This window comes from Nocardia sp. NPDC055002 (assembly GCF_053608825.1).
Map to the genome: position 1 here is coordinate 743,090 of NZ_JBSGWE010000004.1, position 21,983 is coordinate 765,072.

Here is a 21,983-nt window from a genome sequence, read left to right on the forward strand (position 1 = left end):
ACGAGTATAGCTGGCGGTTGCAATATAGCGCGTGTGCAACTATCGTCGGTCAGCGTTAGTTGCACACGCGGGTAATCGGCCCCTGATGGAAAGAAGCGTTCACATGCCACTCGGTCTCATCGCTCTCGCGCTCGGGGGCTTCGGCATCGGACTCACCGAGTTCGTCATCGCGGGGCTGCTCTCCCCGGTGGCGGCCGACCTGGGCGTCTCGGTGCCCACCGCCGGCTACCTCATCTCCGGGTACGCGCTGGCCGTCGTCATCGGCGCGCTCGCGCTGACCCCACTGGTCAACCGGTGGCAGCCCAAGCGGGCATTGCAGCTGCTCATGGTCCTGTTCACCGTCGGCAACGCGGCCTCGGCGCTGGCTCCCGGCTACGCCGCGCTGCTCGGCGGGAGAGTGCTCGCGGCCCTCGCCCACGGCGCGTTCTTCGGCATCGGGGCCGTGCTGGCGTCCTCGCTCGTCGCGCCCGAGAAGAAGGCGGGAGCCATCTCGATCATGTTCGGCGGACTCACCGTCGCCAATGTTCTCGGCGTTCCGCTGGGGACGTTCATCGGCCAGCAGTGGGGCTGGCGGGCCACGTTCGTGGTGATCACCGTGGTCGGGCTGGTCGCGCTGGCCGGCATCACCGCGCTCGTCCCCGACGCGCCCGCCACCCGCGAACGCCCGAACCTACGGGCCGAGTTGTCGGTCTTCCGCAACACACAGGTCTGGTACTCGCTGGTCATGACCGTGCTGGTGTTCGGCGGGATGTTCGGTGCGTTCATGTACATCGAACCGCTGCTCACCCGCGTCACCGGCTTCTCCGAAGCGATGGTGCCCTGGCTGCTGGTGCTGTTCGGTGTCGGCCTGTTCTTCGGCAATCTGCTCGGCGGTCGCTGGGCCGACCGCGCACTCACCCGCACCCTGCTCGCGCTCACGCTGGCCCTCGCGCTCTCGCTGGCGGCATTCGCACTACTCGCCGACTACCGGATCGCGGCACTGCTGTTGCTGCCCGCCATGGGATTCTTCGGCTTCGGCGCCACCCCTGGTCTCCAGATGCGGGTGCTCGACAATGCCGGTGCCGCACCGACTCTCGCCTCGTCGGCCAATATCGCGGCCTTCAATGTGGGCAACTTCCTCGGCGTGTGGCTGTCCGGGCTGGCGATCAGCGCCGGGTTCGGCTGGGTGTCGCCGCTGTGGGTCGGAATGGGATTCGCGGTCACCGGGCTGCTGGTGTTGATCGCCGCGACACGCGGTGAACGCGCCGTTCGGCCTTCGGTCCCCGAACCCGTCTCGGTCTAGACAGACGAAAATCCCCGGTGCGCAGCGGATATCGCTGCCCACCGGGGATTTCGTTGTTCGTGACTAGTTGGCCGACGGGGTGGTCGTCGGGGCAACGGTGGTGGTCGGCTCGACCGTCGTGGTGGGAGCCACCGTCGTGGTCGGGGCGACCGTCGTGGTGGGGGCCACCGTGGTCGTCGGGGCCGGAGCGGCCGCCTGGTTGGTCGCCGGTTCCGGAGTGGTCGTCGACGGGGCCACTGTCGTGGACGGTGCCGTGGTGCTGGTGCCCGTCTTGGACGTGGTGGTCGGCTTGGGGCTGGTCGTCGTCGACTTCGCGGAGGCCTTGGACGTGCTGGTCGGCGCGGTGGTGGTCGTCGCCGGCTTCGTCGGAGCCGCCAGCGCGGCGGTCACCGAGGCGTCGTCCGGCGCGGCCTTCGTATCGATGGTCTCGCCCGCCTGCGCCTGCTTGGCCAGGTGCGTCAGCCAGGCTGCCGCGTACTCCGCCGAGGTCAGCGGCTTGCCGTTCGCGGCGTCGGAGTCACGCCAGTAGTCGAAGTGGTGACCGGTGCCGTTCGGGCCGAGAGTCAGCTGGTACGGATCGTTCATCACCACCGGGATCGTGTTCTGGTTCGTCACGATCAGCCCCACGATCTCGTTGAAGATCTTCTGCGGCAGGTACGCCAGCGGCGAGAGCTGCTCACCGGCGATCACGTCGGCCTTCGCGGGCGTGGTGGTCTGCCCCGGCTTGTAGTCCGGGTCCGACACCTTCAGCAGCACATCGAGGAAGGTCTCGTCGCTGGCCATCCAGTTCGGGTTCGACCCGATATCGGAGAACGCGGCCATCGCGATCCGGCCCAGCGTGAACGCCATGTCCTGGCCCATCGCCGGGGTGATTGCGGTGACGCCGTTGCGCTCGAGGTCGGCGCGCTGCAGTTCGTCGATATTGATCTGACGACCCACATTGGCGGCCAGCTGCAGCAGGGAGATGTTGTCCGGCGCCGCGCAGGTGAGGTCGCCCTCGGAGCAGAAGGAGGCGATCTTGCCGTCGAGCGCGCCGAAACCAGCGCCCGTGGTGACGCCCTGGCCCGAGATCGGCGTCTTGCCGTCCTGGTACTTCTGGTCGAAGTTGTCGGGGCGCGCGAACGGGTCGTCCGCACCGAGGAAGGTGCCGTCGCCGGCCTTGCGACCAGGATCGGCGAACATCACCACACCGAGCACGTCGTCCGGGTTCACGGTCGCGTACCCGTCGGCGGGGTCGTCGTTGCCGATGCCCTCTGCCACGCGACGCACCACATCGGCGCCCTCGCTGTAGCCGACGATCGAGAACTTGGTGTCCGGGCAGGCCGCCGAGATCTCGCGCATCACCTGCTGGGTGTTCTCCACACCCCGGTTGACCGCGTCCTCGTAGCTCGCCAGATCGGCCGGGTAGGCGATGTACACCGCCGCGTAGTCGCCCTCGGCCACGTCATCACGCGGGGCGTTCACCACCGGATCCACCCACACACTGCTGTGGTCGCCCGACAGCGCGGCGGGCAGCGGATTCCCGTTGGCATCGAGCAGCATCGCCGTCGTGCCCTCGACCGGGGTGTCGTTGCGTCCGGCCACCGAGATGGTCACCATCTCGCGGCACTCCGTCACCGACGTCGTCAGCTCGTAGCTGGGTGATTCCGGCTGCGACGTCACCGCGAAGGAAGCGGCGACAATCGCCGCGACGCCCAACGCCGCAGGCGCGGCAACAGCCGAAGCAATGCGATGTTTCGCAAGAAACTCACGCAGATTCATATGTGATCCCGTTCGAATGACCTACAGGTGGGCAGGCCCCCCGACGGGCCGCATGTCACGAACAATGTCGCGCCCACCAGCAAGATCGTTACTGACGCAAACGGGAACCCCTGCCCCCATTTCCTGGGTCATGCGCGATCGCTCTCACCGAGAAGGTCCGGCGGACGGCGTCGCGAAGCCAATGGTGGGCGCCGTCGGCGGTGTGACGGGGGTGCCAGGCCATGCCGATCGTGAGGGGCGGAAGGTCCAGGGGGATGTCGAGCAGCTGCAGGCCGAGGGCGGTCGCGTCGTCGGTGAGGGGCGACGGGTCGGCGCCGGGGAGCGCGGCGGGGACCAGGCAGACGATGTCGGAGCGGGCGGCGAGGGTCATGGCGGCCAGGTGGCTGGGCAGGACGACGCTGACCCGCCGTCGGAGGTTCTGCTCGGCCAGCGCCGCGTCGAGCGGGCCGGTGAATCGGCCACGGCGGCTGACCGCGACGTGTTGGGCGGCAGCGAGCCGGGCCGGGGTCAAGGGTTCTTCGGTCAGGGGGTGGCCCGGCCGGACGGCCGCCACCATGCGCAGCGTCACCAATTCCTCGACCTGGGTTTCGGGGTCGACGTGATCGATGGACCCGACTTCCAGATCGATCCGGCCGTCGCGCAGCGCGGATCCGGCCTCCCATTCTTCGGCCAGCAGCCGGAACGAGACCCCCGGCGCCTCCCGCGCGGCCAGCGCCAGTAATCGGGGTGCCAACGCCGCGCCGACCAGGTCGGCGGTTTGGAGGGTGAAGGTGCTGTTCAGACCGGCCGGGTCGACCCCCGTGCCGGGACTGAGCAGCGCTCCGAGGCTGCGCACCACCGCGGCGGCTTCCTCGCGCAGAGCCTCGGCGCGCGGGGTGGGCACCATGGTCTGTCCGGCCCGGACCAGCAGGGGATCTTGGAGGATGCGGCGCAGCCGGGCGAGGGTGCGGCTCATCGCCGCGGGCGAGGTGTGCAGGCGGGCGGCGGCGCGGGTGACGCTGTTCTCGGCCAGCAGGGCGTCCAGCGCGAGGGCGAGATTGGCGTCGACGACCGGATCAGGGCTGTTCACCAGCATCATTCCATTTCAGTCAATAATTCCGTGCTGAAATTCCTATTGTGGCAATACGTGGTTCTCCGCAGGATGACGGGTGTACCGATTCACCACAACCTGCGAGGCGAACATGATCGTTATTACCGCTCCCACCGGGAACATCGGCCGTCCCCTGCTCGCCCAGCTCCTGGATTCGGAGGAGGAATTACGGGTGATCGTGCGTGATCCCGCTCGCCTGCCCGACACCCCACGCGGACGCGTCGAGGTGATCACCGGCTCGCACGCGGACGCCCACGTCCTCGATCGAGCCTTCGACGGCGCGGACGCCGTGTTCTGGCTCGTCCCTCCTGATTCCTCCCGACCCCCGCACGACGGCTGGAGCGGTTTCACCAGCCCCGCCACACGGGCGCTCGCAGCCCACGGTGTCGGCCGGGTCGTCGCGGTGTCGGCACTCGGCCGCGGCACCCCGCTCGCCGACCACGCCGGCTTGGTCACCGCGTCCCTCGCCATGGACGACCTCATCGCCGAGAGCGGCGTCGCCTACCGGGCGTTGGCCAATCCGTCCTTCTTCGAGAACCTCCTGGAGGACGTCGACTCGATCCGCGACAAGGGCGTGTTCGTCGATGTCGTCGACGCCGACCGCAAGGCACCGATGGTCGCGGTCGCCGACATCGCGGCCGTCGCCGCCGACCTGCTGCTCGACCGCTCATGGACCGGTACCGACAACGTCCCAGTCCTCGGCCCGCAGGACCTGTCACCCAACGACCAGGCCCGCATCATGACCGAACAGCTCGGCCGCCCCGTCCGTTACGAACGTCAATCCCTCGACGAACTACACACCACCCTCGTGGGCTACGGCCTCGATCCGGCGTTCGCCCAGGGTGTCGTCGACATGAAGCGAGCCAAGGACCAGGGCCTCGACGCCGGGGTCACCCGTACTCCGGAAACGGCGTCTCCCACCAGCTTCGAGCAGTGGTGCGCCACAACCCTGAAGTCCGCTGTCTTCTCCTGAACCCACATCCGACCCGTACCACCAAGACCTTTGGAGACATCCTCATGCCCGCTGCGCACACCGAACCACCGGTCACGGCATTCATGCTCGTCAAGACCACACCCGAATGGCTCGCCCTGACCGTCCAGGAACGTGTGGACGCCTTCACCACCCAGGTCCTGCCCGCCATCGAAGCCGAGACCACCGGTGTGCGGTCACGCTTCTACGACACCGAGTTCTACTCCGCCCGTGTCACCGATGTCTGGGTATGGGAAGCGGAAAGTCACCACGCCTACCAACTGCTCATCGACGCCCTGCGCGAAACCCCGTTCTGGGATCGCTATTTCGAGGTCGTCGACCTCCTCGTCGGCACCGAGAACGGTTACGCGCGAACCTACGGTCTCGATACCGTGGCCACTGTCAGCACGTGAAACCGACGGCCCGAATTCGGGTTCGGGTGCGCGATGCCCTCGATGCGGTGTTGCGTCACCCGTCCGGGTGCTCGTCGCGGCTCACGGACCGGTCGGCGTCGCCGGCGCTTTCGCCGCGAGTCGTCCGGCCGCTACCGTCGCCGCCGCGATGGTGCACAGCGCCGCCAGCATGATCGCCGATCCCTCACCCGGTACGAGCACCCCCAGCTGACTGCCGACGGTCACCGCCGCGACCGGCACCCCGATCTGGGCCGCGGCGAGTGCGCCGTAGGCGACCGGCTGGCCGAGCAGTCGCGCCGCACAGTGCACGCCGAGGGCCCCGAGGCCGAGCACCAAGCCGAGCAGGATGAACCGCGGGTGCTCCCCGAACTCGCGCAGATCGAGCCGGGCGCCGAGCCAGACGAAGAACAGCGGAGCGAGCAGCCCATCGCTGATCGCGAACACCTGCTTGGCCACCCGACGCGGTTCGCCGACCCCGGCCACCGCCAACCCCGCCGCGAACCCGCCGAGCATGATCGACACGTGCATCGCGCTGGCCACCCCGCACAGCGCGAACACCAGCACCAGACTCACCCGTAGTTCCAGCGTGAATTTCCGGTCCTCGGACACCTCGTGCACCTGACGCTGCGCACCCGTCTGCTGGAGATAGCGCAGCACGAAGAACATCACGGTCGCGCAGAGCGCCACGACCACCGCGCCGATCGCGGCTCGAACCGCGTTCGCCGGATCGATCACCAGCGGCAGCGCGACGATGCAGGCAGTATCGGCGATGGCCACCTGCGCGGTGAGCGCGAGCACCGGCGGCCCACTCAACCGCATCGAGTCGATGATCGGCAACGCCATCGCCGCGGACGACGACGCCATCAGCACCGCGTAGACCGCCGCGTGCCCGACATCGAACGCCTGCGCCACCGCCCAGCCCGCCACCGCCGCCACCACACCCACCAGCACGGCCCGCGCCACCCCGATACCGAGCGCGGTACGGACCCGCGGATCACGCACCGGCACATGGGTACCCGCGGCGAACATCACCAGCGCGAAGCCCATGTCGGCGAGGAAGACGAAGATCGGATCGGTGGGGTCGAGGATGCGAAGACCGGTGGTGCCGAAGATGATTCCCGCGAGGAGCTCGCCGAGCAGCACCGGCAGGTACAGCTGTCTCGGCAGGGCGAGCAGCGGCCCGATCAACCCGAGCGCCACCACCAGCGCCAGGGTCGCGAACGTCATGGCATCGCGGCGATCTTGGCGGGGATCTCGACGTTCTCGTCGGCCCAGTACAGCGCGCACACACGGTGATAACCGTCGGCGATCAGCATCGGCACATGCGCGCGGCAGTCACCCCGCACCAGCAGGATCGGCGAGAGCCTCCTACCCTCGTTCACCTTGAGCAGGTCTCTGCGCACATGCGGGTTGTCCGGGGTGAGGGCTTCGAGCTGCGACGCCCGCAGAATATCCTTCGCCTTCTTGACCACCACCGGCGCGGCCCTGAGCTCGGCCACGATCGCATCGACCATCGCCTTGTCGCCCAGCAGATCGAGATAGTCGGCGGCAGCGGGATAGTCGTGATCTTCCGGTGCGGACTTCCACTTCACCTGCAGAATCTGGTCAGCCATCGACCCATCATCCGCCGCACCCGACCGATTCCCCGGGAGGTCGCCGGATGTCGCCGATCGGTTTCGCGATCGGTATCGGCGTCAGCGAACTCGGGCGGGAAGGTCGGCTTCCGCGTTCACCAGAGGTCGACCCAGTGCGGGCGCAGCGCCAGATCGGATCCCGCGGCCCGTCGCCGCGCGGATTCGCACCCGAGCGTATCGGCTCGGGCTCGACCGAAGTGCGTTGTGTCTCAGCCACGGTGAAGCGTCCGTGGCTCCCTTGACCTGAACCACTGTTGAGGGTCGAGAGTTTCTCTCATGAGCACGAACATGATTCTGCCCCCGGCCGTCGCAGACGACACTGTGGACCACACCGCCGACATCGCCGCGATTCGCCGGATCATCACCGACACGCAGACCGCGTACAACACCAACGACGCGGAACTCATGACCGCACAGTTCACCGCGAACGCGGTGGTCGGCAATGCCGTCGGCATGCTGATCAGCGGACACGACGCGCTGCTCGACGCGAACCGGCGTGGGCTGGCCGGATTCCTGAAGGACGAATACGTCCGATACGACGTCGTCGACGTGATCTTTCTGCGCCCGGATGTGGCCATCGCCCACAAGACCGCACGCGCCACCACCGCCGACGGCACCCTGATCGACACCGAACCGGCGATGGTCGCGCTGTACGTACTGGTCAAGCAGGACGGACAGTGGTGGACCGCCGCCCGGCAGAACACTCTGGTCCCGTCAGCGGGGTGATCCCGCTGTGGCGCGGCAGCTGGTCAGCCGCGGGCCATATCGACGAAACGGCTGAGGTGCAGCTGGTGGGCGACGGTGATCGTGGCGGTCGGACCATTACGGTGTTTGCCGACGATGAGGTCGGCCTCGCCGCCACGGGGGTCGTCGCGTTCGATGGCGTCGGGGCGGTGCAACAGGATGACCATGTCGGCGTCCTGCTCGAGGCTGTTATGGGCTGAAATGCCTTGTGCCACAAAGTTATGCGTGCCCGGGACGGTTCCGTCGTAGACGTCTTGTTCGCCGAGGCTGGTGATTTCGACGATCTTGTCCCAGAACACATCGTTCGTGGCGAGCATGTCGATATCCGCGTCATCCAGCACCGCGGCGACACGAGCAAGGCGGGAACGGCTGGGGGAGCGCTTCCACATGGTGCTGCCGCAGAAGCGAGAACCCATGGCGGCGGAGAACTCTCGGTGCGTCATCTGCTTGTCGGCCAGCAGAGTTCTGACGCGGCTCCAGACCTCGGTGGGGATAGTGTCGACATTCGTGTTGCGGGCCATCGGGGCCAGCTCGACTAGAGCGGTCTCGGCGGACTTGCCGCGGGCGCCGTGGACGCCGACGTCGCGAAGGAATGTCGTCTGGTTCTCGCCGCCGTCGATTGTCAGGTGATAGCAGTCGCGGTAGTCCGTCTTACGGACGGTTTTGATGCGACCGTGTATACCGAGGCGCAACAGCAACTGGTTCACGTCGTCGACAAGGCGTCGGCTGGTCGAGGCATAGGACACGCGAGCCTGTCGAGCTTTCGCGTCCCAGCGCACCGAGCCATCGGTTGCCCACAGGTGACGCAGGAACAGCGCGATCTGATCGTTGGGCAGCGCGAAAACCGTTTCGGGGACGAACTTTTCGTTGCTCCGCAGACCGAAAAGGCCGAGGGTGTCCAACCAGGCAGCGATCGGGTTGCGCTTGCCGTGGGTGAGTCGGTAAGGCGCAGGCAGGCGGAGAGTGGTGACGCGGGCAGCCGCGTACTCGTCACGGACCGCACTGACACCGAAGTGCTCGGCGGCGGTGGTGACGGCAGCGAGATTCTCTTCGTCGACGCTGGCATAGCGGATCGGCTGGCGCTTCACACACGAGCCGTCCCCGATCATGTGCGCGAGCATCACGATCTCGGCCTCGGGCAGCCGTGTGGTGTGTACGGGTTCCGGAACGAGTCGCGGCGTGGCGAGGCGGTCGCCGATCGCGAGCTTGTCGAGGGCGATCCAGCCGTCGACCGTCAGGAAGGGGTGGTTGCCAGTGGCTTCGACCTCGCGGCCGGAGGCTAGCTTCAGCCGGAACACTTCCTTGTGTCCGCTCGGGAACACCTTCACCATCGGGCGCGCGACCATCCGCATCCGCTCGTCGAGCGACCACACGAGCGGCTGCTCACCGCTGGCCATCAGTTCACCGAGGGTGACCTCGGCGCCGTTGTCAGCGCGCAGGATTCGCGTCGATGCGGGCATGCAGCCCGATTCGCGAAGGTCGGAGACCATCGGTCGCTTGTCGGTTCGCTGTTCCGGACCACGGTTCAGCTGGGAGATCGCGATCACGGGAACTTCGAGTTCCTTGGCGAGTAGCTTCAGATGTCGCGAGAACTCCGAGACTTCCTGCTGTCGGGATTCGACCTTCTTGCCCGAGCTCATCAGCTGGAGATAGTCCACCACAACGAGTTTCAGGTCGTGGCGCTGCTTGAGGCGTCGAGCCTTGGCTCGAATCTCCATCATGGTCAGGTTCGGCGAATCATCGACGAACAGCGGCGCCTCACTGATCTCGCTCATCCGGCGAGCCAGTTTGGTCCAGTCGTCGTCGCTCATCCGGCCGGAGCGCATGTCGCCGAGCTTGATCTTCGCCTCGGCCGAGAGCAGACGCATGACGATCTCGGTGCGGCTCATTTCGAGCGAGAAGATGACGCTGGCCATGCCGTGCTTGATCGAGCAGCTGCGCATGAAGTCCATGCCGAGCGTGGAGTTGTGTGTGGGCACCATGGTGCGGCCGGCCAGGTACATGTGATCGGCGTTGTCGACCTCGACGCAGCGAACGAGCACGGGGTCGACCTTGCGGACGTCGACGATCTGACGTGCCGCTGAACGAGCGGACCGGGGCACCATGTGGGCGAAATTGTCCCGCGGTGTGCGCAGGCTGTGCGCGATCTCGCCGGTGGTCCGGACAACCGGATGCGGTGCCAGGGTCGGGGCGAGCGTGGTCCACAGGTGCTCTTCGTCAGCGGTGATCACGGTGCCATCAGAGAATTCGACCTCGTAGCAAGGCCGGTCGGCCATCTCCTCGGTGGCTGCGAGCACCCTGGTAGGCCTGCCATCGGCCCCCAGCAGCTCGTCACCGACACGAACCTCACCCATGGTGGTCCAACCACCAGGCGTCGGCAGCGGAGTGTCCAGCGCCAGCGCCTTACCCACGCCGGGTCGGGCCGCCACGATGATCATCTGCCCGGGATGCAACCCGTTGGTGAGTTCGTCGAGTTCGGTGAAGCCGGTGGGGACGCCGAGGGAGATGCCGCCTCGGGAGGCGATGGAGTCGATTTCGTCCATGGTGGGCTGGAGGAGTTCTTCCAGCGGGGTGAAGTCCTCGGTGGTGCGGCGTTCGGTGACTTCGTAGATTTCGGCTTGGGCGCGGTCGACCACTTCCGCGACGTCCTGGCCGTCGGCGCCGGCGTAGCCGAACTGGACGATGCGGGTGCCCGCCTCCACGAGGCGGCGCAGGATGGCCTTTTCGGCGACGATCTCGGCGTAGAAGCCGGCGTTGGCCGCGGTGGGGACGGTCTGGGTGAGGGTGACCAGGTAGGGCGGGCCACCGATGCGCTTGAGTTCGCCGCGGCGGTCGAGGCCTGCCGAGACGGTGACGGGGTCGGCGGGTTCGCCGCGGCCGTAGAGGTCGAGGATGGTGTCGTAGATCGCCTGGTGCGCGGGGCGGTAGAAGTCGCCGGGGCGCAGCACCTCCACCACATCGGCGATGGCGTCCTTGCTCAGCAGCATGCCGCCGAGGACGGACTGCTCAGCGGCCATATCGTGCGGAGGCTGACGACCGAAGTCCTCGCCGGGGGGTTCAGGCGTGAACTCGGTTTGCGCGCGGTCACCGGTGGTTGTCACCAGGGGAGTCCTCTCTGCCCGCAGAACCGGGGTTTCACATCGATGTTCTCGTTGTACTCCCGGACACCGACACGGATGTCAGCAATCGGTTGCCTGCGTGATTCCCGGGGCCGCGCGCAGGGCGATGCGACGAACCTAGGCGACGTTTTCGGGACTCGCCAACCCGACATGTGCACACAACTGTGGATAACTTGGGGGTAGTTCACCCGTTGTTGTGCACCGCCTGTGGAAAACATGGGGAAAACCCAGGTCAGTACGGTAAAACGCCCTGCTAGACCCCGGTTTGCCCAACTTCGTCCCTGTGGATGAAAGAAGTTCCGGCGTGTCGGTCGAGGTGAACAGCCGGGCGTGTTGGGTTAACAGCGATGGTGCAGGCTATGACCGGAGTCACAAATCTGCCGGTCGGTTTCCGCAGTCATCCACAGGGTGAATAACCGGAGGCCAAGCAATTACCGACCGTGAGCCGCGCAACACCACCCATACCGGCCGCGACATCGGCTACCGATCAGTTATCGCAAAATCACCCTGAAAAAGGCAAGCGGAAACCACCCCTGTGCACGCACAGGGGTGGTTTCCGGCGAACTCAGTTCGCAGCAACCTCGAGGTTGAACTTCGCGGCCACGTCGGGGTGCAGGTGCACCACGATGCCGTGCTTGCCGGTCGCCTTGATGTGCGACTTCGGCAGCTCGATGCTGCGCTTGTCGACCACGGGGCCACCGGCCGCCTTGATGGCCGAAGCCACGTCGGTGGTGGTGACCGAACCGAACAGCTTGCCGCTGTCGGCGGTCTTCACGGTCAGCGAAACCGCGGCGAGGCCCTCGATGGCCTGCTTCAGCTCGTTGGCGTGATCCAGGTCGCGCACCTTGCGGGCGTCCTGGGCGCGACGGATACCGTCGACCTGCTTCTGGGCGCCACGGGTGGCCTGGATGGCCAGACCGCGGGGCAGCAGGAAGTTACGGCCGTAGCCGTCCTTGACCTCGACAAGGTCGCCGGGGGCGCCGAGGTTGTCGACATCAGCGGTGAGGATGAGCTTCATCTGTGTGACTCCCTTTCTCAGCGAGCGGTCGACACGTAAGGAAGCAGAGCCACCTCACGCGAGTTCTTGACGGCGACAGCGATGTCACGCTGGTGCTGCACGCAGTTGCCGGTGACGCGGCGAGCGCGGATCTTGCCGCGATCGCTGACGTACTTACGCAGCAGCGTGGTGTCCTTGTAATCGATATTGACGATTCCGGACTTTGCTTCCTTGCAGAAAGCACAGGCCTTCTTCTTCAGTACCTTTTCGCGCGCGGGCGCTTTAGGCATGGTTTTCTCTCCGTACTATGAGTGCCGTTCGATCAGAACGGCGGTTCGTCATCCATGCGGCCGCCGCCCCCGAAGGAGCCGGCCGCGGGCGCGCTACCCCACGGATCGTCTTCGCCACCGGCATTGCTGCCGCCGGCCGGACGTCCGCCGCCGTTGTTGGCGTTGTAGCCGCCTGCGCTAGATCCACCACCGGCATTGCCGGAACCACCACCACTGAAGCCGCCACCGCCGCCTCCGCCACCGCGACCGGCCTTGGAGACCTTCGCGGTCGCGTAACGCAGCGAGGGACCGACTTCGTCGACCTCGAGCTCGACCACAGTGCGCTTCTCACCCTCGCGGGTTTCGTAGGAGCGCTGCTTGAGCCGACCACTCACGATGACGCGAGCGCCTCGGGTCAGACTTTCGGCGACGTTCTCCGCTGCTTCACGCCAGATGTTGCAGCGCAGGAACAGAGCCTCGCCGTCTTTCCATTCGTTCGAATTGCGATCGAACACACGGGGAGTCGACGCGACGGTGAAATTTGCCACCGCCGCACCTGCGGGCGTGAAACGAAGCTCCGGGTCCGCCGTCAAGTTTCCGATGACGGTAATGACCGTGTCGCCTGCCATGGGGTTCCTCCTGCTCGGGGTGCAGTCCGCATCTCGGGGATTTGCGCTCGAGCCTAAAGCTAGGCTCTGACATCAAATTCGAGAAGGGTGCGGACTACTTGTCGTTGCGCAGAACCTTGGTGCGCAGCACCGTCTCGTTCAGGCCCAGCTGGCGGTCGAGTTCGCTCACGGTGGCCGGGGTCGCGGTCAGGTTGACGATCGCGTAAATGCCTTCGGCCTGCTTGGCGATTTCGTAGGCGAGCCGGCGGCGGCCCCAGATGTCGACCTTGTCGACGTTGCCGCCCTCGGTCTTGACGACCGTGAGCAGGGTATCCAGGGACTGCCCGACGATGCGCTCGTCCAGGCTCGGGTCGAGGATGACCATTACTTCATATTGACGCACGGACCAATCACCTCCTGTGGACTAGGAAACGGCCATGGACTCTCCATGGCAGGAGGGTTCGTTGCGTCAGCAACCCGCCAAGGCTACATGAGCGGGTAGTGACCAGCGAAATCGATGCCTGCCGTGGGTGTACCCGGGTGTTCGGGACACCGCCGCATAATGTGGTCGCCATGACCACAGTCGGCCCGCGGCAGCGCGCAGCACGACGCGGCGCGACGTGGGCCGCTGCCTTGAGCATCCTGGTGATGCTGCTGTGTGGCCTCACTCTCGCGCTGGCCTATGCCAACAAGGCCCGGTGCGCGGGCGGCGCGATCGATGAATCCGGTCGCAGTCTGGTATTCGAGGAGCGCAAGGATTCGGATGTCTGCTATTCCGACATCCAATTCCTGTGGCTCGGCCGCGATATCGACAATCACGTCTTTCCGTACGTGGACGGCGCGATCACCGAAGACGGTGCGCTGACCGGCGGTGCGGTGGAATACCCGGTGCTCAGCGGTGTGCTGATGTGGGCGGGCGCCATCGGGGTGGACAACGACGCCGACTTCCTGTGGCACTCCGCGCTGTTGCTCGCGCCGTTCGCCCTGCTCACAGCGTGGATGCTGGCCAGGCTCGCCGGCCCGGCGGCGCTGCTGTGGGCGATCGGCCCGCCGCTGGTGTTCTACGCCTTCCACAACTGGGAACTGCCGGTGGTGTGCACGGCGGTGGCGGCGGTCTACGTGATGACGATGCTGACCGGCCTGTCTGTGCGCACCCGCGGAATCATCGCCGCGGTGCTGCTCGCGCTGGGTTTCTGTCTCAAGCTCTATCCGGGAATCTTCGTGCTCCCGCTCGCGGTGTTCGTGCTCACCGAGGGCGCACCGCGCGGTCGTCGCCCGATCGGTGAGCTGGACGTGGCGGGTGCCGCGCAGACCCTGCTGGCCGCGATGGGCACGGTGGCGGCCGTGAATCTGCCGTTCGTGCTGGCCGGGGTGGAGGGCTGGCGCGCCTCGATCACGTTCCAGCAGCTGCGGCAGGCCGACATCACCACCAACTCGATCTGGTACTGGGGCCACCAGCTGATCTTCGGCCGCGCGGCGGAAACGACACAGACCTGGCACGACGCGGTGGCGATCGCCTCGCCCGCCTTGATCTTCGGCGGATTCGCGCTGGCCCTGTGGCTGGGTTGGCGGCGCTGGACCCCCACTTCGGTGTATCCGTGGGTCGGCGTGAGCGCGGCGATGCTGGCCGCTTTCATGCTGTTCCACAAGGTGCATTCACCCCAGTACACCCTGTGGATAATCCCGTTCCTGGTGTTGCTCGAGGTGCCGTGGTCGCTGGTCGCGGCCTACCTGTTGGCCGACGCGGCGGTGGGCGTCGGGGTGTTCCGGTACTTCGCCGCGCTGGGCGAGGGCGAGGGCGTCGAGTTGATGGAAGGGATCGTCCAGTTCGGCGTGTGGTTGCGCACCGCCCTGTTGATCACCCTGTTCTTCCTCTTCCTGCGGGCGAGGGTGCGCGGCCCGCGCGTCGAACCGAGCACCGCGCCCGGCCGTCAACTGCAACCCGCGTGAACGACAACGGCGGCGAATCCCCGAGGGGACTCGCCGCCGCTGTTGATCTTCGGCGGTGGATCAGCTGACCGGAGCGGACTCCTTGGCGTCCTCCACAGCGTCCGGCTCCGCCTTGCGGTTGCGCAGGACACTGGAAACGAGCGCCGCGCCGATGAACGCCACGCCGATCAAGCCCGTGATGAGCTCGTTGACGTGCACGCCGATCGAGACGAGCAGGATCGCCGCCAGCGCACCGATGGCCCAGTGGGCGCCGTGCTCGAGGTACACGTAGTCCGACAGCGTGCCCTGGCGAACCAGGTACACCGTGATCGACCGGACGAACATCGCACCGATCAGGCCGAGGCCCAGCGCGATGATGATCGGGTCGGAGGTGATGGCGAACGCGCCGATGACACCGTCGAAGGAGAACGACGCGTCGAGCACTTCCAGGTAGAGGAACAGGAAGAACGCGGCCTTACCGGTCGCCTTGACCAGCGTGGACGGGCCACCCTGGGGTCCCTCTTCGAACTCCTCGGTGTGGAACATCGAACCGAGTCCGTCGACCAGGATGTAGACGATCATGCCGAGCAGGCCGGAGACCAGCACGGTGGAGCGATCGTCGGCGTCGGCCAGGAACTCCGCGACCAGCACCAGACCGGTACCGGCGACGACCACCGACAGCATGTCGAGCTTGCCCGCTTTGGCCAGCGGCTTCTCGAGCCAGCTGAGCCAGGTGATGTCACGCTCTTCGAAGATGAAGTTCAGGAACAGCAGCGCCAGGAACATGCCACCGAACGCCGCGATCTGCGGGTGCGCGTCGGTGAGCAGGGTCTCGTAGCTCGGGCTGCCGTCAGGGAAGTAGGCGGCGTCGTCCGCCGGCGGGTTGAGCGCCAGGTCGAAGGCCTCGACCGGGTTCAGTCCCGCGGTGACCCACACGATGGCCAGCGGGAAGATCAGACGCATACCGAACACGGCGATCAGCACGCCGACGGTCAGGAAGATCCGCTGCCAGAATTCGCTCATCCGTTCCAGGACGGTGGCGTTGATGACGGCGTTGTCGAACGACAGCGACACCTCGAGAATGCCGAGGATGGCGCACAGTGCGAGAGCGGTCAAGCCACCGTAGAGGTAGGCCACGACCAGCGAGAACACCGTGATGACGATGGACAGGCCGAAGATGCGCGTTATCACGCGGAGGGACCTTTCTGTTTCGCACGAACAGGGGGCCCGATGTGCCGAGCCCCCTGTTCGCGAGGATGACTAGACGTTGACGCCGTAGTCGCGAGCGATACCGGACAGGCCGGAGGCGTAGCCCTGACCGACAGCGCGGAACTTCCATTCTGCACCGTTGCGGTACAGCTCGCCGAAGACCATGGCGGTCTCGGTCGAGGCGTCTTCGGACAGGTCGTAGCGGGCGAGCTCAGTGCCGTTGGCCTTGTTGACCACGCGGATGTAGGCGTTGCGTACCTGACCGAACGACTGCGAGCGAGTCTCGGCATCGTAGATCGATACCGGGAAGAAGATGCTCTCGATGGTCGGCGGGGTGTTGGCGAGGTCGACGTCGATGACCTCGTCGTCGCCTTCGCCCTCACCCGTGGTGTTGTCGCCCTTGTGCTCGATGGCGCCCTCGGGGGACTTCAGGTTGTTGAAGAAGACGAAGTGCTTGTCGGAGACGACCTTCTTGTCGGCGCCGGTCGCGATGGCGCTCGCGTCGAGGTCGAAGTCGGTGCCGGTGGTAGTGCGCACGTCCCAGCCGAGGCCGACCGAGACCGCGGTCAAGCCCGGAGCCTCTTTGCTCAGCGAAACGTTGCCGCCCTTGGACAGACTGACACCCATGCGGGAATCCCTTCGATTAGTCCGGTGTGTCGTTTCCCAGCATGTCCGAATCGCCGGGTACCGCTACGACAGTAATAGGTTTCGCAGATCTTGCGTAGGAACCGTCTGCAGCCCAGGTTAACGGGGTGAATCTCCTACCATCGACGGCAGTGAGTGGGCGAACCGCGGCCGTGGTTCGGAAAGGGGATGTGCCGGTGACACCTCGCAGACGCGGATGGTTCAGATCGGGGGCGGATCATGAGTGGATCAGCGGGGCGCGGGCCGCGGCGTCGACCGCCTTTCTGGATATGGATCGCAGGCAGACGGCGGCGGAGGCGGGCGTGGTGGCCAGTGAGCAGGTCTTCCCCGACCGCCGGATCGGCGCGGTCTGGGAGCCGGTGCGCGCGCGGTGCTACGCCGCGGCGGGCGCGTATCTGAGTTTCACCGAGGAGCTCGACGCCGCCGAGGCCGCGGGCACCCCGATCGCGGACGGTCAGGCCAGGGCGGACGCGTTGGTCCGGCAGCTGAACGAGGCCGCGCGTGGGGTCGACGACTTCTACAACGCGCACCGCGCCGGCCTCGCCGAAGCCGCGACCGTGCGCGCGTCGGTGCCGCAGTTGCTGACACACGTGCGGGCCGAGGGCGAGCAGGTGCTGGCCGCCGCCGCGTCGTCCGGATTCACGAATTACCCCTCGATCTCCGCGGGTGTAAGGAGGCTGAATGAGGCTCTGCTCACAGCCTCTTCCAGCGATCCCGGCACCTCGGTCGCGGCCGCGCGCGAGGCGGCGAACACCGTGCAACAGGCGACGGCGGAACTGTCGAATGCGTTGGCGCAAGCCCCTTCTCGTGCCTCGGCTGCCGCGAACGCGATCGCGTCGGTGACCACCCGCCTCGCTGCCGTCGGCAACCGCGCCGGCGCGCTCGGACCGGCCTATTCCGCGCTGCTGCGTGAGTTCAGTGCTGCGAGTTCGGCGGACTTGACCAACAATGAGCGGGAAAGCCGTCGTGGCATGGACGCCGCCGACGAAGCGCTGGTCGGCGCGCGCGTCGCGGCAGCCGATCGTGATCCGGAGACCGCCCTTGATTTGACCGCCACCGCACGCGAGTACCTCGCCGAGGCCGAGCAGTTGGTCGACGCCGTCACCCGGCGCCTCGAATTGTTACGTGAGGTACGTACCGACCCCGAGGCTCAGGCCCGCACCGTACGATTCCGGCTGCGGGACGCGCAGATGCTCGCGGTCGACCGAGGACTGGTCGCCGAGTGGGGCTCGGTTCTCGATGCACAAGCAGAGCGCCTCGATCGCATCACCGCTGGACTGACGGGTCGTCATCCAGACTATTGGGCGTATGTGACCGAACTGGGTACCGTCGCAGAGTTCATCGCCGGTGTGGTCGAGCGCATCAGAAAACACGCTTCCGAAAAGTAGAAATGACATGGGTCGACAGATGAGGTGGGGGGAATGACCGCGGGCTACGCCATCGCACCGGAAGTTTGCTTGCGTAAGCAGGTACCGCTGCGCCATTTCCAGCAGTTGCAGGGTCCCCGCCGCCGGGAATTGTTCCTGGTCGAACCGGAGCCGATTCAGGGCCACGACGACCGGGAACTGCTGGCGACCGCGCTCGGCGCGACCCTGTATGTGCCCGCGACCCGCCCCGATCTCGCCGCGACGATTCGCCGACGGGCCGCGCGCGGGGTGTGCTCGATGGTGATCGACCTCGAGGACGCGGTCGCCGATCACCAGGTGGAGGCCGCCAAACAGCACGCGGTGGACACCCTGGATCTGCTCGCACGCGGCGAACACGCGAATCCGATGTTGTTCATCCGGGTCCGCGACGCGGACTCGGTCGGCGAACTGGTCGGCGCGCTCGGACCGGGCGCCGACGTGCTCACCGGATTCGTCTTCCCCAAGTTCGACGCCGTCAGCGGGCCCGCTTACCTGGCCGCGCTCGACGACGCCAACCGCAGCCTCGGCCGTCCCGTCTACGCGATGCCGGTGCTCGAATCGTCGAACCTGGTGCACCGCCAGACCCGGGACGAGCAGCTCTCGCGCATCGCCGATCTGCTCGCCGGACACCGTGAGCAGCTGCTGGCGGTGCGGATCGGCGCCACCGACATGTGCTCGACCTTCGGCATCCGCCGCGACCGTGACCTCACGATCTACGACGTGCGGGTGGTCGCCGACGTGATCGCCGACATCGTCAACTACCTCGGTCGCGTCGACGGCACCGGCTTCATCATCACCGGACCGGTGTGGGAGTACTTCGCCGATCACGAGCGGATGTTCCGGCCGCAGCTGCGCAGCGCGCCGTTCGAAGAGTCCGACGCGGTGAAGTTCCGCCAGTACCTGGTGAGCCGTGACCTCGACGGCCTGCTGCGCGAGATCACCCTCGACCGCGCCAACGGCATCCAGGGCAAAACGGTGATCCACCCCTCGCACGTGGCCGTGGTGCACGCGCTGTCGGTGGTGACCCACGAGGAGTACGCCGACGCGCTCGACATCATGGCGGCCGATGTCGGTGGCGTCGCGGCCTCGGAATACCGCAACAAGATGAACGAGATGCGCCCGCACCGCAGTTGGGCCCGCCAGACGCTGGTTCGGGCCCGTGCGTTCGGGGTCGCGAACAAGGGAGTGTCTTTCGTGGACTTGCTGACAGCGATGATCGCCGAATGAGTACGTTCGAAACACCGTGGGCGACAGTGAATCTCGGCATCGAGCTGCACCACGGCGAGTCCTTCGCCGCGCGCTCGGCCGAGGGCGTGACCGGTGAGAGCGTCGATGTCGCCGCGACCTCGGCCGAGAGGTTCGTGGCGTTGTCCGCCGAGAGCGTGCTGACGGGTGAGCTCGCGATCGGTGCGCTGGTGCAGCCGGGTCTGCGCCGCAATCCGCGGCGGGCCCATCTGCTGGTTTCCACGGTGCTGGGCAAGCACCTGCCGACCGATCCGCGCATCGTGATCGGTGCGGGTAACCGCTTGGCCGATCTGGTGCGCGAGGTGCTGGGTGATCGTGAAGCCGTGGTGCTCGGATTCGCCGAGACCGCTACCGGTCTCGGTCACTGCGTGGCCGCGCGGATCGACGCGGGCTGCTACCTGCACTCCACCCGCAGGCACGAGTCACGGGCCACCACACTGACCGGCTTCGAAGAGGGTCATTCGCACGCCACCTCGCACCTGCTCCAGCCCGCCCCCGCAGCGATCTTCGCCAACGATCTGCCGCTGGTGCTCGTCGACGACGAGATCTCCACCGGCGACACCGCCATCGACGCGGTCCGCGCACTGCACGCGTTCGCTCCCCGCTCGCATTACGTCCTCGCCTCACTGGTCGACATGCGCACACCTGCTGATCGGATCAAATTCGAAGCCGCCGCAGCCGAACTCGGTGCGCGCATCGACACGGTCTGCCTGGCATCCGGTCGCACCGAGCTACCGGCCGGGCTGATCGACACGGTGACCGCACTGTCCGAACCGCGGCTGAATCCGATCGCCACCGAGCGGGGTTCGTACGGACGCATCGAATTGACCTGGCCCGCCGACGTTCCCGAGGGCGGTCGGCACGGCACCCTTCGCTCGGACAACGCCGCCTTCGACGTCGCGGTGAAATCCATCGCCGACGAGGTGAACTCCCGCCTCGACGCCGAGTTCGCCGGCCGTCCGGTCATCGTCATCGGCCACGAAGAACTCATGTACCTCCCCTTGCGCCTGGCCGCCGACCTGGCCGACGCAGGCATCCCCGCCCGCTTCCAAACCACCACCCGTTCACCGGCATACGTCCTCGACGAACCCGGCTACCCCCTGCGCCGCGGCTTCCGGTTCACCGCCCCGGAACCCGACCCCACCGCCCAGCGCTACCTCTACAACGCCCAGTGGCCCGACGCGGACCCGGTCCTGCTGGTCGTCATCGATCCGCCCGCCGATACGCCGGAACTCGTCGCCCCTGGCGGCCTGGTCGACGTCCTCACCGCGTCGGGCGCCGATGTCCTGATCGCAGTCGTGCCAGGTGCGGATCCTCGTGCGCTGCACGCGGGCCGGACCGCTGAGCGAGTGGCCGGGACTGCGTCACTGTCGGTGTCGTACAACGATTCCGCCACCAGCGCGAACGCGCCGAGTCGCAAGGAATCGACCGTGGCGACCGATTCCGCGGGCCGTGCGGAACACGGTGGCGGCTCGAGCTCTGCCGCGGCCCCGAAGGAGCCGGGTGCGGGGCCGTTCCCCGAAGCCCTGCACGGCCCCGCGTTCGGTTCGTATGCGCCCGAGGATGTTTCGTGGCTGCTGAAAGATCTCTCGGACGCCGATCTGGAAGCCGATGTGACGGAACGCGAACGGCGCATCCAAGCCGGTGTGGCCCATTACGCCGAGTCGTTGCCCGTGGAGTTCCAGCCCGACGCCGAATATCGCGAGCTCTTCGATCGCGTGCTGGCCGACAGCGCCGAGCGACTGGCGCTGGCCGTCGCGACCGTGGCCGAACTCGTTGTCGCCGAACGTGGTGCGAACGTGGTCCTGGTGTCGCTGGCCAGGGCGGGCACGCCCGTCGGCGTGCTCATGCGGCGTTGGCTCGTCAGCGGGATCGGCCGCGAGCCCCTGACCGTGCCGCATTACGCGGTCTCGATCGTTCGTGATCGCGGTATCGACGCCGTGGCGCTGGACTACCTCGCCCGCCATCACGATCCGTCCTCGATCGTCTTCGTCGACGGCTGGACCGGCAAGGGCGCCATCACCCACGAACTCACCGCCGCCCTGGACGACTATCACGCCGCCGGTGGCGCCCGCTTCAACGACGAGCTCGTGGTCCTGGCCGATCCCGCCAACTGTGTGCGCACCTACGGCACCCGCGACGACTTCCTCATCGCCTCGGCCTGCCTCAATTCGACGGTGTCCGGCCTGGTTTCACGGACGGTCCTCAACGACAGCCTGATCGGCCCCGGCGAGTTCCACGGCGCCAAGTTCTACCGCGACCTGATCGACGCCGATGTCTCGAACCAGCTGATCGACACCGTCACAGCGGCTTTCGACGCGATCAGCGACAAGGTTCCGGCCGCCGTCGCCGCGATCCGGGATTCCGACCGCACCCCGGACTGGTCCGGTTGGGCCTCGGTGGAGAAGGTTCGCGCCGAATACGGCATCAGCACAGTCAATTACGTGAAGCCCGGCGTCGGCGAGACCACTCGCGTGCTGTTGCGCCGGGTACCGTGGCGGGTGCTGGTCCGCGAGGCAGACGCACCGGAGCACGCCCACATCCGCCTGCTCGCCGCGGCGCGCAATGTCCCGGTGGAAGTGGTCCCCGACCTGGCCTACTCCTGCATGGGCCTGATCAAGGAGCTACCCCGGTGACCGCCGAGTCCCTCTTCGCGACCGAT

Annotated in this window: 19 protein-coding genes; 8 read left to right on the forward strand and 11 right to left on the reverse strand. The window is 66.8% G+C overall.

What is annotated here, in order from left to right:
• The first annotated feature begins 103 nt into the window (after window positions 1-103).
• The gene (locus ACWF99_RS20200; protein ID WP_449966582.1) at window positions 104-1,282 is read left to right on the forward strand and encodes an MFS transporter; all 1,179 of its coding nucleotides are present in this window, start codon (window positions 104-106) and stop codon (window positions 1,280-1,282) included.
• Between the two features lie 63 nt (window positions 1,283-1,345).
• Here ACWF99_RS20200 and ACWF99_RS20205 read toward each other — a convergent pair whose 3' ends face one another.
• Together ACWF99_RS20205 and ACWF99_RS20210 are read right to left on the reverse strand one after the other, a co-directional pair.
• A complete protein-coding gene (locus ACWF99_RS20205; protein WP_452537087.1) occupies window positions 1,346-3,043 on the reverse strand; it encodes a cutinase family protein in 1,698 nt (565 codons plus the stop codon).
• Window positions 3,044-3,131: 88 nt separating this feature from the next.
• The gene (locus ACWF99_RS20210) at window positions 3,132-4,121 is read right to left on the reverse strand and encodes a LysR family transcriptional regulator (RefSeq protein ID WP_452537088.1); all 990 of its coding nucleotides are present in this window, start codon (window positions 4,119-4,121) and stop codon (window positions 3,132-3,134) included.
• 103 nt (window positions 4,122-4,224) lie between these two features.
• Between ACWF99_RS20210 and ACWF99_RS20215 the strand changes: the two genes are divergently transcribed.
• Together ACWF99_RS20215 and ACWF99_RS20220 are read left to right on the forward strand one after the other, a co-directional pair.
• Complete coding sequence (locus ACWF99_RS20215) at window positions 4,225-5,106, forward strand: NAD(P)H-binding protein (protein ID WP_452537089.1); 882 nt, start codon at window positions 4,225-4,227, stop codon at window positions 5,104-5,106.
• A gap of 44 nt (window positions 5,107-5,150) precedes the next feature.
• Window positions 5,151-5,516: a darcynin family protein gene (locus tag ACWF99_RS20220; protein ID WP_452537090.1), complete on the forward strand. Its 366-nt coding sequence runs from the start codon at window positions 5,151-5,153 to the stop codon at window positions 5,514-5,516.
• 81 nt (window positions 5,517-5,597) lie between these two features.
• Here the strand turns inward: ACWF99_RS20220 and ACWF99_RS20225 are convergent, their stop codons facing one another.
• Window positions 5,598-6,743, reverse strand: coding sequence for a cation:proton antiporter (locus tag ACWF99_RS20225; protein ID WP_452537091.1), 1,146 nt, complete (start codon window positions 6,741-6,743; stop codon window positions 5,598-5,600).
• Window positions 6,740-7,117 (reverse strand): hypothetical protein, encoded by a 378-nt coding sequence (locus ACWF99_RS20230; RefSeq protein WP_452537170.1) that lies wholly within the window; start codon window positions 7,115-7,117, stop codon window positions 6,740-6,742. The genes ACWF99_RS20225 and ACWF99_RS20230 overlap by 4 nt, the downstream gene beginning before the upstream one ends.
• A 309-nt stretch (window positions 7,118-7,426) precedes the next feature.
• Here ACWF99_RS20230 and ACWF99_RS20235 point away from each other — a divergent pair, with 309 nt between their 5' ends.
• Window positions 7,427-7,876, forward strand: coding sequence for an SgcJ/EcaC family oxidoreductase (locus ACWF99_RS20235; protein ID WP_452537092.1), 450 nt, complete (start codon window positions 7,427-7,429; stop codon window positions 7,874-7,876).
• 23 nt (window positions 7,877-7,899) lie between these two features.
• Here ACWF99_RS20235 and ACWF99_RS20240 read toward each other — a convergent pair whose 3' ends face one another.
• The 5 genes from ACWF99_RS20240 to rpsF all read right to left on the reverse strand — a co-directional run bounded on the left by ACWF99_RS20240 (window position 7,900) and on the right by rpsF (window position 13,290).
• Complete coding sequence (locus tag ACWF99_RS20240; protein WP_452537171.1) at window positions 7,900-10,911, reverse strand: replicative DNA helicase; 3,012 nt, start codon at window positions 10,909-10,911, stop codon at window positions 7,900-7,902.
• A gap of 667 nt (window positions 10,912-11,578) precedes the next feature.
• Window positions 11,579-12,031, reverse strand: a complete 453-nt coding sequence (gene rplI, locus ACWF99_RS20245) for a 50S ribosomal protein L9 (RefSeq protein WP_378634861.1) — start codon at window positions 12,029-12,031, stop codon at window positions 11,579-11,581.
• A 17-nt stretch (window positions 12,032-12,048) separates the two neighbouring features.
• The gene (gene rpsR, locus ACWF99_RS20250) at window positions 12,049-12,300 is read right to left on the reverse strand and encodes a 30S ribosomal protein S18 (RefSeq protein ID WP_056823934.1); all 252 of its coding nucleotides are present in this window, start codon (window positions 12,298-12,300) and stop codon (window positions 12,049-12,051) included.
• Between the two features lie 32 nt (window positions 12,301-12,332).
• On the reverse strand, window positions 12,333-12,908 hold the full coding sequence (locus ACWF99_RS20255) for a single-stranded DNA-binding protein (protein WP_056823931.1): 576 nt from the start codon (window positions 12,906-12,908) through the stop codon (window positions 12,333-12,335).
• A 94-nt stretch (window positions 12,909-13,002) separates the two neighbouring features.
• A complete protein-coding gene (gene rpsF / locus ACWF99_RS20260) occupies window positions 13,003-13,290 on the reverse strand; it encodes a 30S ribosomal protein S6 (protein WP_056823926.1) in 288 nt (95 codons plus the stop codon).
• 170 nt (window positions 13,291-13,460) lie between these two features.
• Between rpsF and ACWF99_RS20265 the strand changes: the two genes are divergently transcribed.
• The gene (locus ACWF99_RS20265) at window positions 13,461-14,837 is read left to right on the forward strand and encodes a hypothetical protein (protein ID WP_452537093.1); all 1,377 of its coding nucleotides are present in this window, start codon (window positions 13,461-13,463) and stop codon (window positions 14,835-14,837) included.
• A gap of 60 nt (window positions 14,838-14,897) precedes the next feature.
• Here ACWF99_RS20265 and ACWF99_RS20270 read toward each other — a convergent pair whose 3' ends face one another.
• Together ACWF99_RS20270 and ACWF99_RS20275 are read right to left on the reverse strand one after the other, a co-directional pair.
• Window positions 14,898-16,007 (reverse strand): DUF475 domain-containing protein, encoded by a 1,110-nt coding sequence (locus ACWF99_RS20270; protein WP_452537094.1) that lies wholly within the window; start codon window positions 16,005-16,007, stop codon window positions 14,898-14,900.
• A gap of 69 nt (window positions 16,008-16,076) precedes the next feature.
• Window positions 16,077-16,652, reverse strand: a complete 576-nt coding sequence (locus tag ACWF99_RS20275; RefSeq protein WP_062990541.1) for a TerD family protein — start codon at window positions 16,650-16,652, stop codon at window positions 16,077-16,079.
• A gap of 287 nt (window positions 16,653-16,939) precedes the next feature.
• On the opposite strand from ACWF99_RS20275, the gene ACWF99_RS20280 reads away from it, so the two are divergent.
• From ACWF99_RS20280 to ACWF99_RS20290, 3 genes are read left to right on the forward strand one after another with little or no spacing between them, the layout of a single operon-like run.
• The gene (locus ACWF99_RS20280; RefSeq protein ID WP_452537095.1) at window positions 16,940-18,058 is read left to right on the forward strand and encodes a hypothetical protein; all 1,119 of its coding nucleotides are present in this window, start codon (window positions 16,940-16,942) and stop codon (window positions 18,056-18,058) included.
• Between the two features lie 33 nt (window positions 18,059-18,091).
• Window positions 18,092-19,303, forward strand: a complete 1,212-nt coding sequence (locus tag ACWF99_RS20285; protein WP_452537096.1) for an HpcH/HpaI aldolase/citrate lyase family protein — start codon at window positions 18,092-18,094, stop codon at window positions 19,301-19,303.
• On the forward strand, window positions 19,300-21,957 hold the full coding sequence (locus tag ACWF99_RS20290) for a phosphoribosyltransferase (protein ID WP_452537097.1): 2,658 nt from the start codon (window positions 19,300-19,302) through the stop codon (window positions 21,955-21,957). Before ACWF99_RS20285 ends, ACWF99_RS20290 begins: the two co-directional genes overlap by 4 nt.
• Window positions 21,958-21,983 lie beyond the last annotated feature (26 nt).

Coding starts and splice junctions, on each gene's coding strand:
- ACWF99_RS20200 (WP_449966582.1), top strand. CDS start 104: ATGCCACTCGGTCTCATCGCTCTCGCGCTCGGGGGCTTCGGCATCGGA.
- ACWF99_RS20205 (WP_452537087.1), bottom strand. CDS start 3,043: ATGAATCTGCGTGAGTTTCTTGCGAAACATCGCATTGCTTCGGCTGTT.
- ACWF99_RS20210 (WP_452537088.1), bottom strand. CDS start 4,121: ATGATGCTGGTGAACAGCCCTGATCCGGTCGTCGACGCCAATCTCGCC.
- ACWF99_RS20215 (WP_452537089.1), top strand. CDS start 4,225: ATGATCGTTATTACCGCTCCCACCGGGAACATCGGCCGTCCCCTGCTC.
- ACWF99_RS20220 (WP_452537090.1), top strand. CDS start 5,151: ATGCCCGCTGCGCACACCGAACCACCGGTCACGGCATTCATGCTCGTC.
- ACWF99_RS20225 (WP_452537091.1), bottom strand. CDS start 6,743: ATGACGTTCGCGACCCTGGCGCTGGTGGTGGCGCTCGGGTTGATCGGG.
- ACWF99_RS20235 (WP_452537092.1), top strand. CDS start 7,427: ATGAGCACGAACATGATTCTGCCCCCGGCCGTCGCAGACGACACTGTG.
- ACWF99_RS20240 (WP_452537171.1), bottom strand. CDS start 10,911: ATGGCCGCTGAGCAGTCCGTCCTCGGCGGCATGCTGCTGAGCAAGGAC.
- rplI (WP_378634861.1), bottom strand. CDS start 12,031: ATGAAGCTCATCCTCACCGCTGATGTCGACAACCTCGGCGCCCCCGGC.
- rpsR (WP_056823934.1), bottom strand. CDS start 12,300: ATGCCTAAAGCGCCCGCGCGCGAAAAGGTACTGAAGAAGAAGGCCTGT.
- ACWF99_RS20255 (WP_056823931.1), bottom strand. CDS start 12,908: ATGGCAGGCGACACGGTCATTACCGTCATCGGAAACTTGACGGCGGAC.
- ACWF99_RS20265 (WP_452537093.1), top strand. CDS start 13,461: ATGACCACAGTCGGCCCGCGGCAGCGCGCAGCACGACGCGGCGCGACG.
- ACWF99_RS20275 (WP_062990541.1), bottom strand. CDS start 16,652: ATGGGTGTCAGTCTGTCCAAGGGCGGCAACGTTTCGCTGAGCAAAGAG.
- ACWF99_RS20280 (WP_452537095.1), top strand. CDS start 16,940: ATGGATCGCAGGCAGACGGCGGCGGAGGCGGGCGTGGTGGCCAGTGAG.
- ACWF99_RS20285 (WP_452537096.1), top strand. CDS start 18,092: ATGACCGCGGGCTACGCCATCGCACCGGAAGTTTGCTTGCGTAAGCAG.
- ACWF99_RS20290 (WP_452537097.1), top strand. CDS start 19,300: ATGAGTACGTTCGAAACACCGTGGGCGACAGTGAATCTCGGCATCGAG.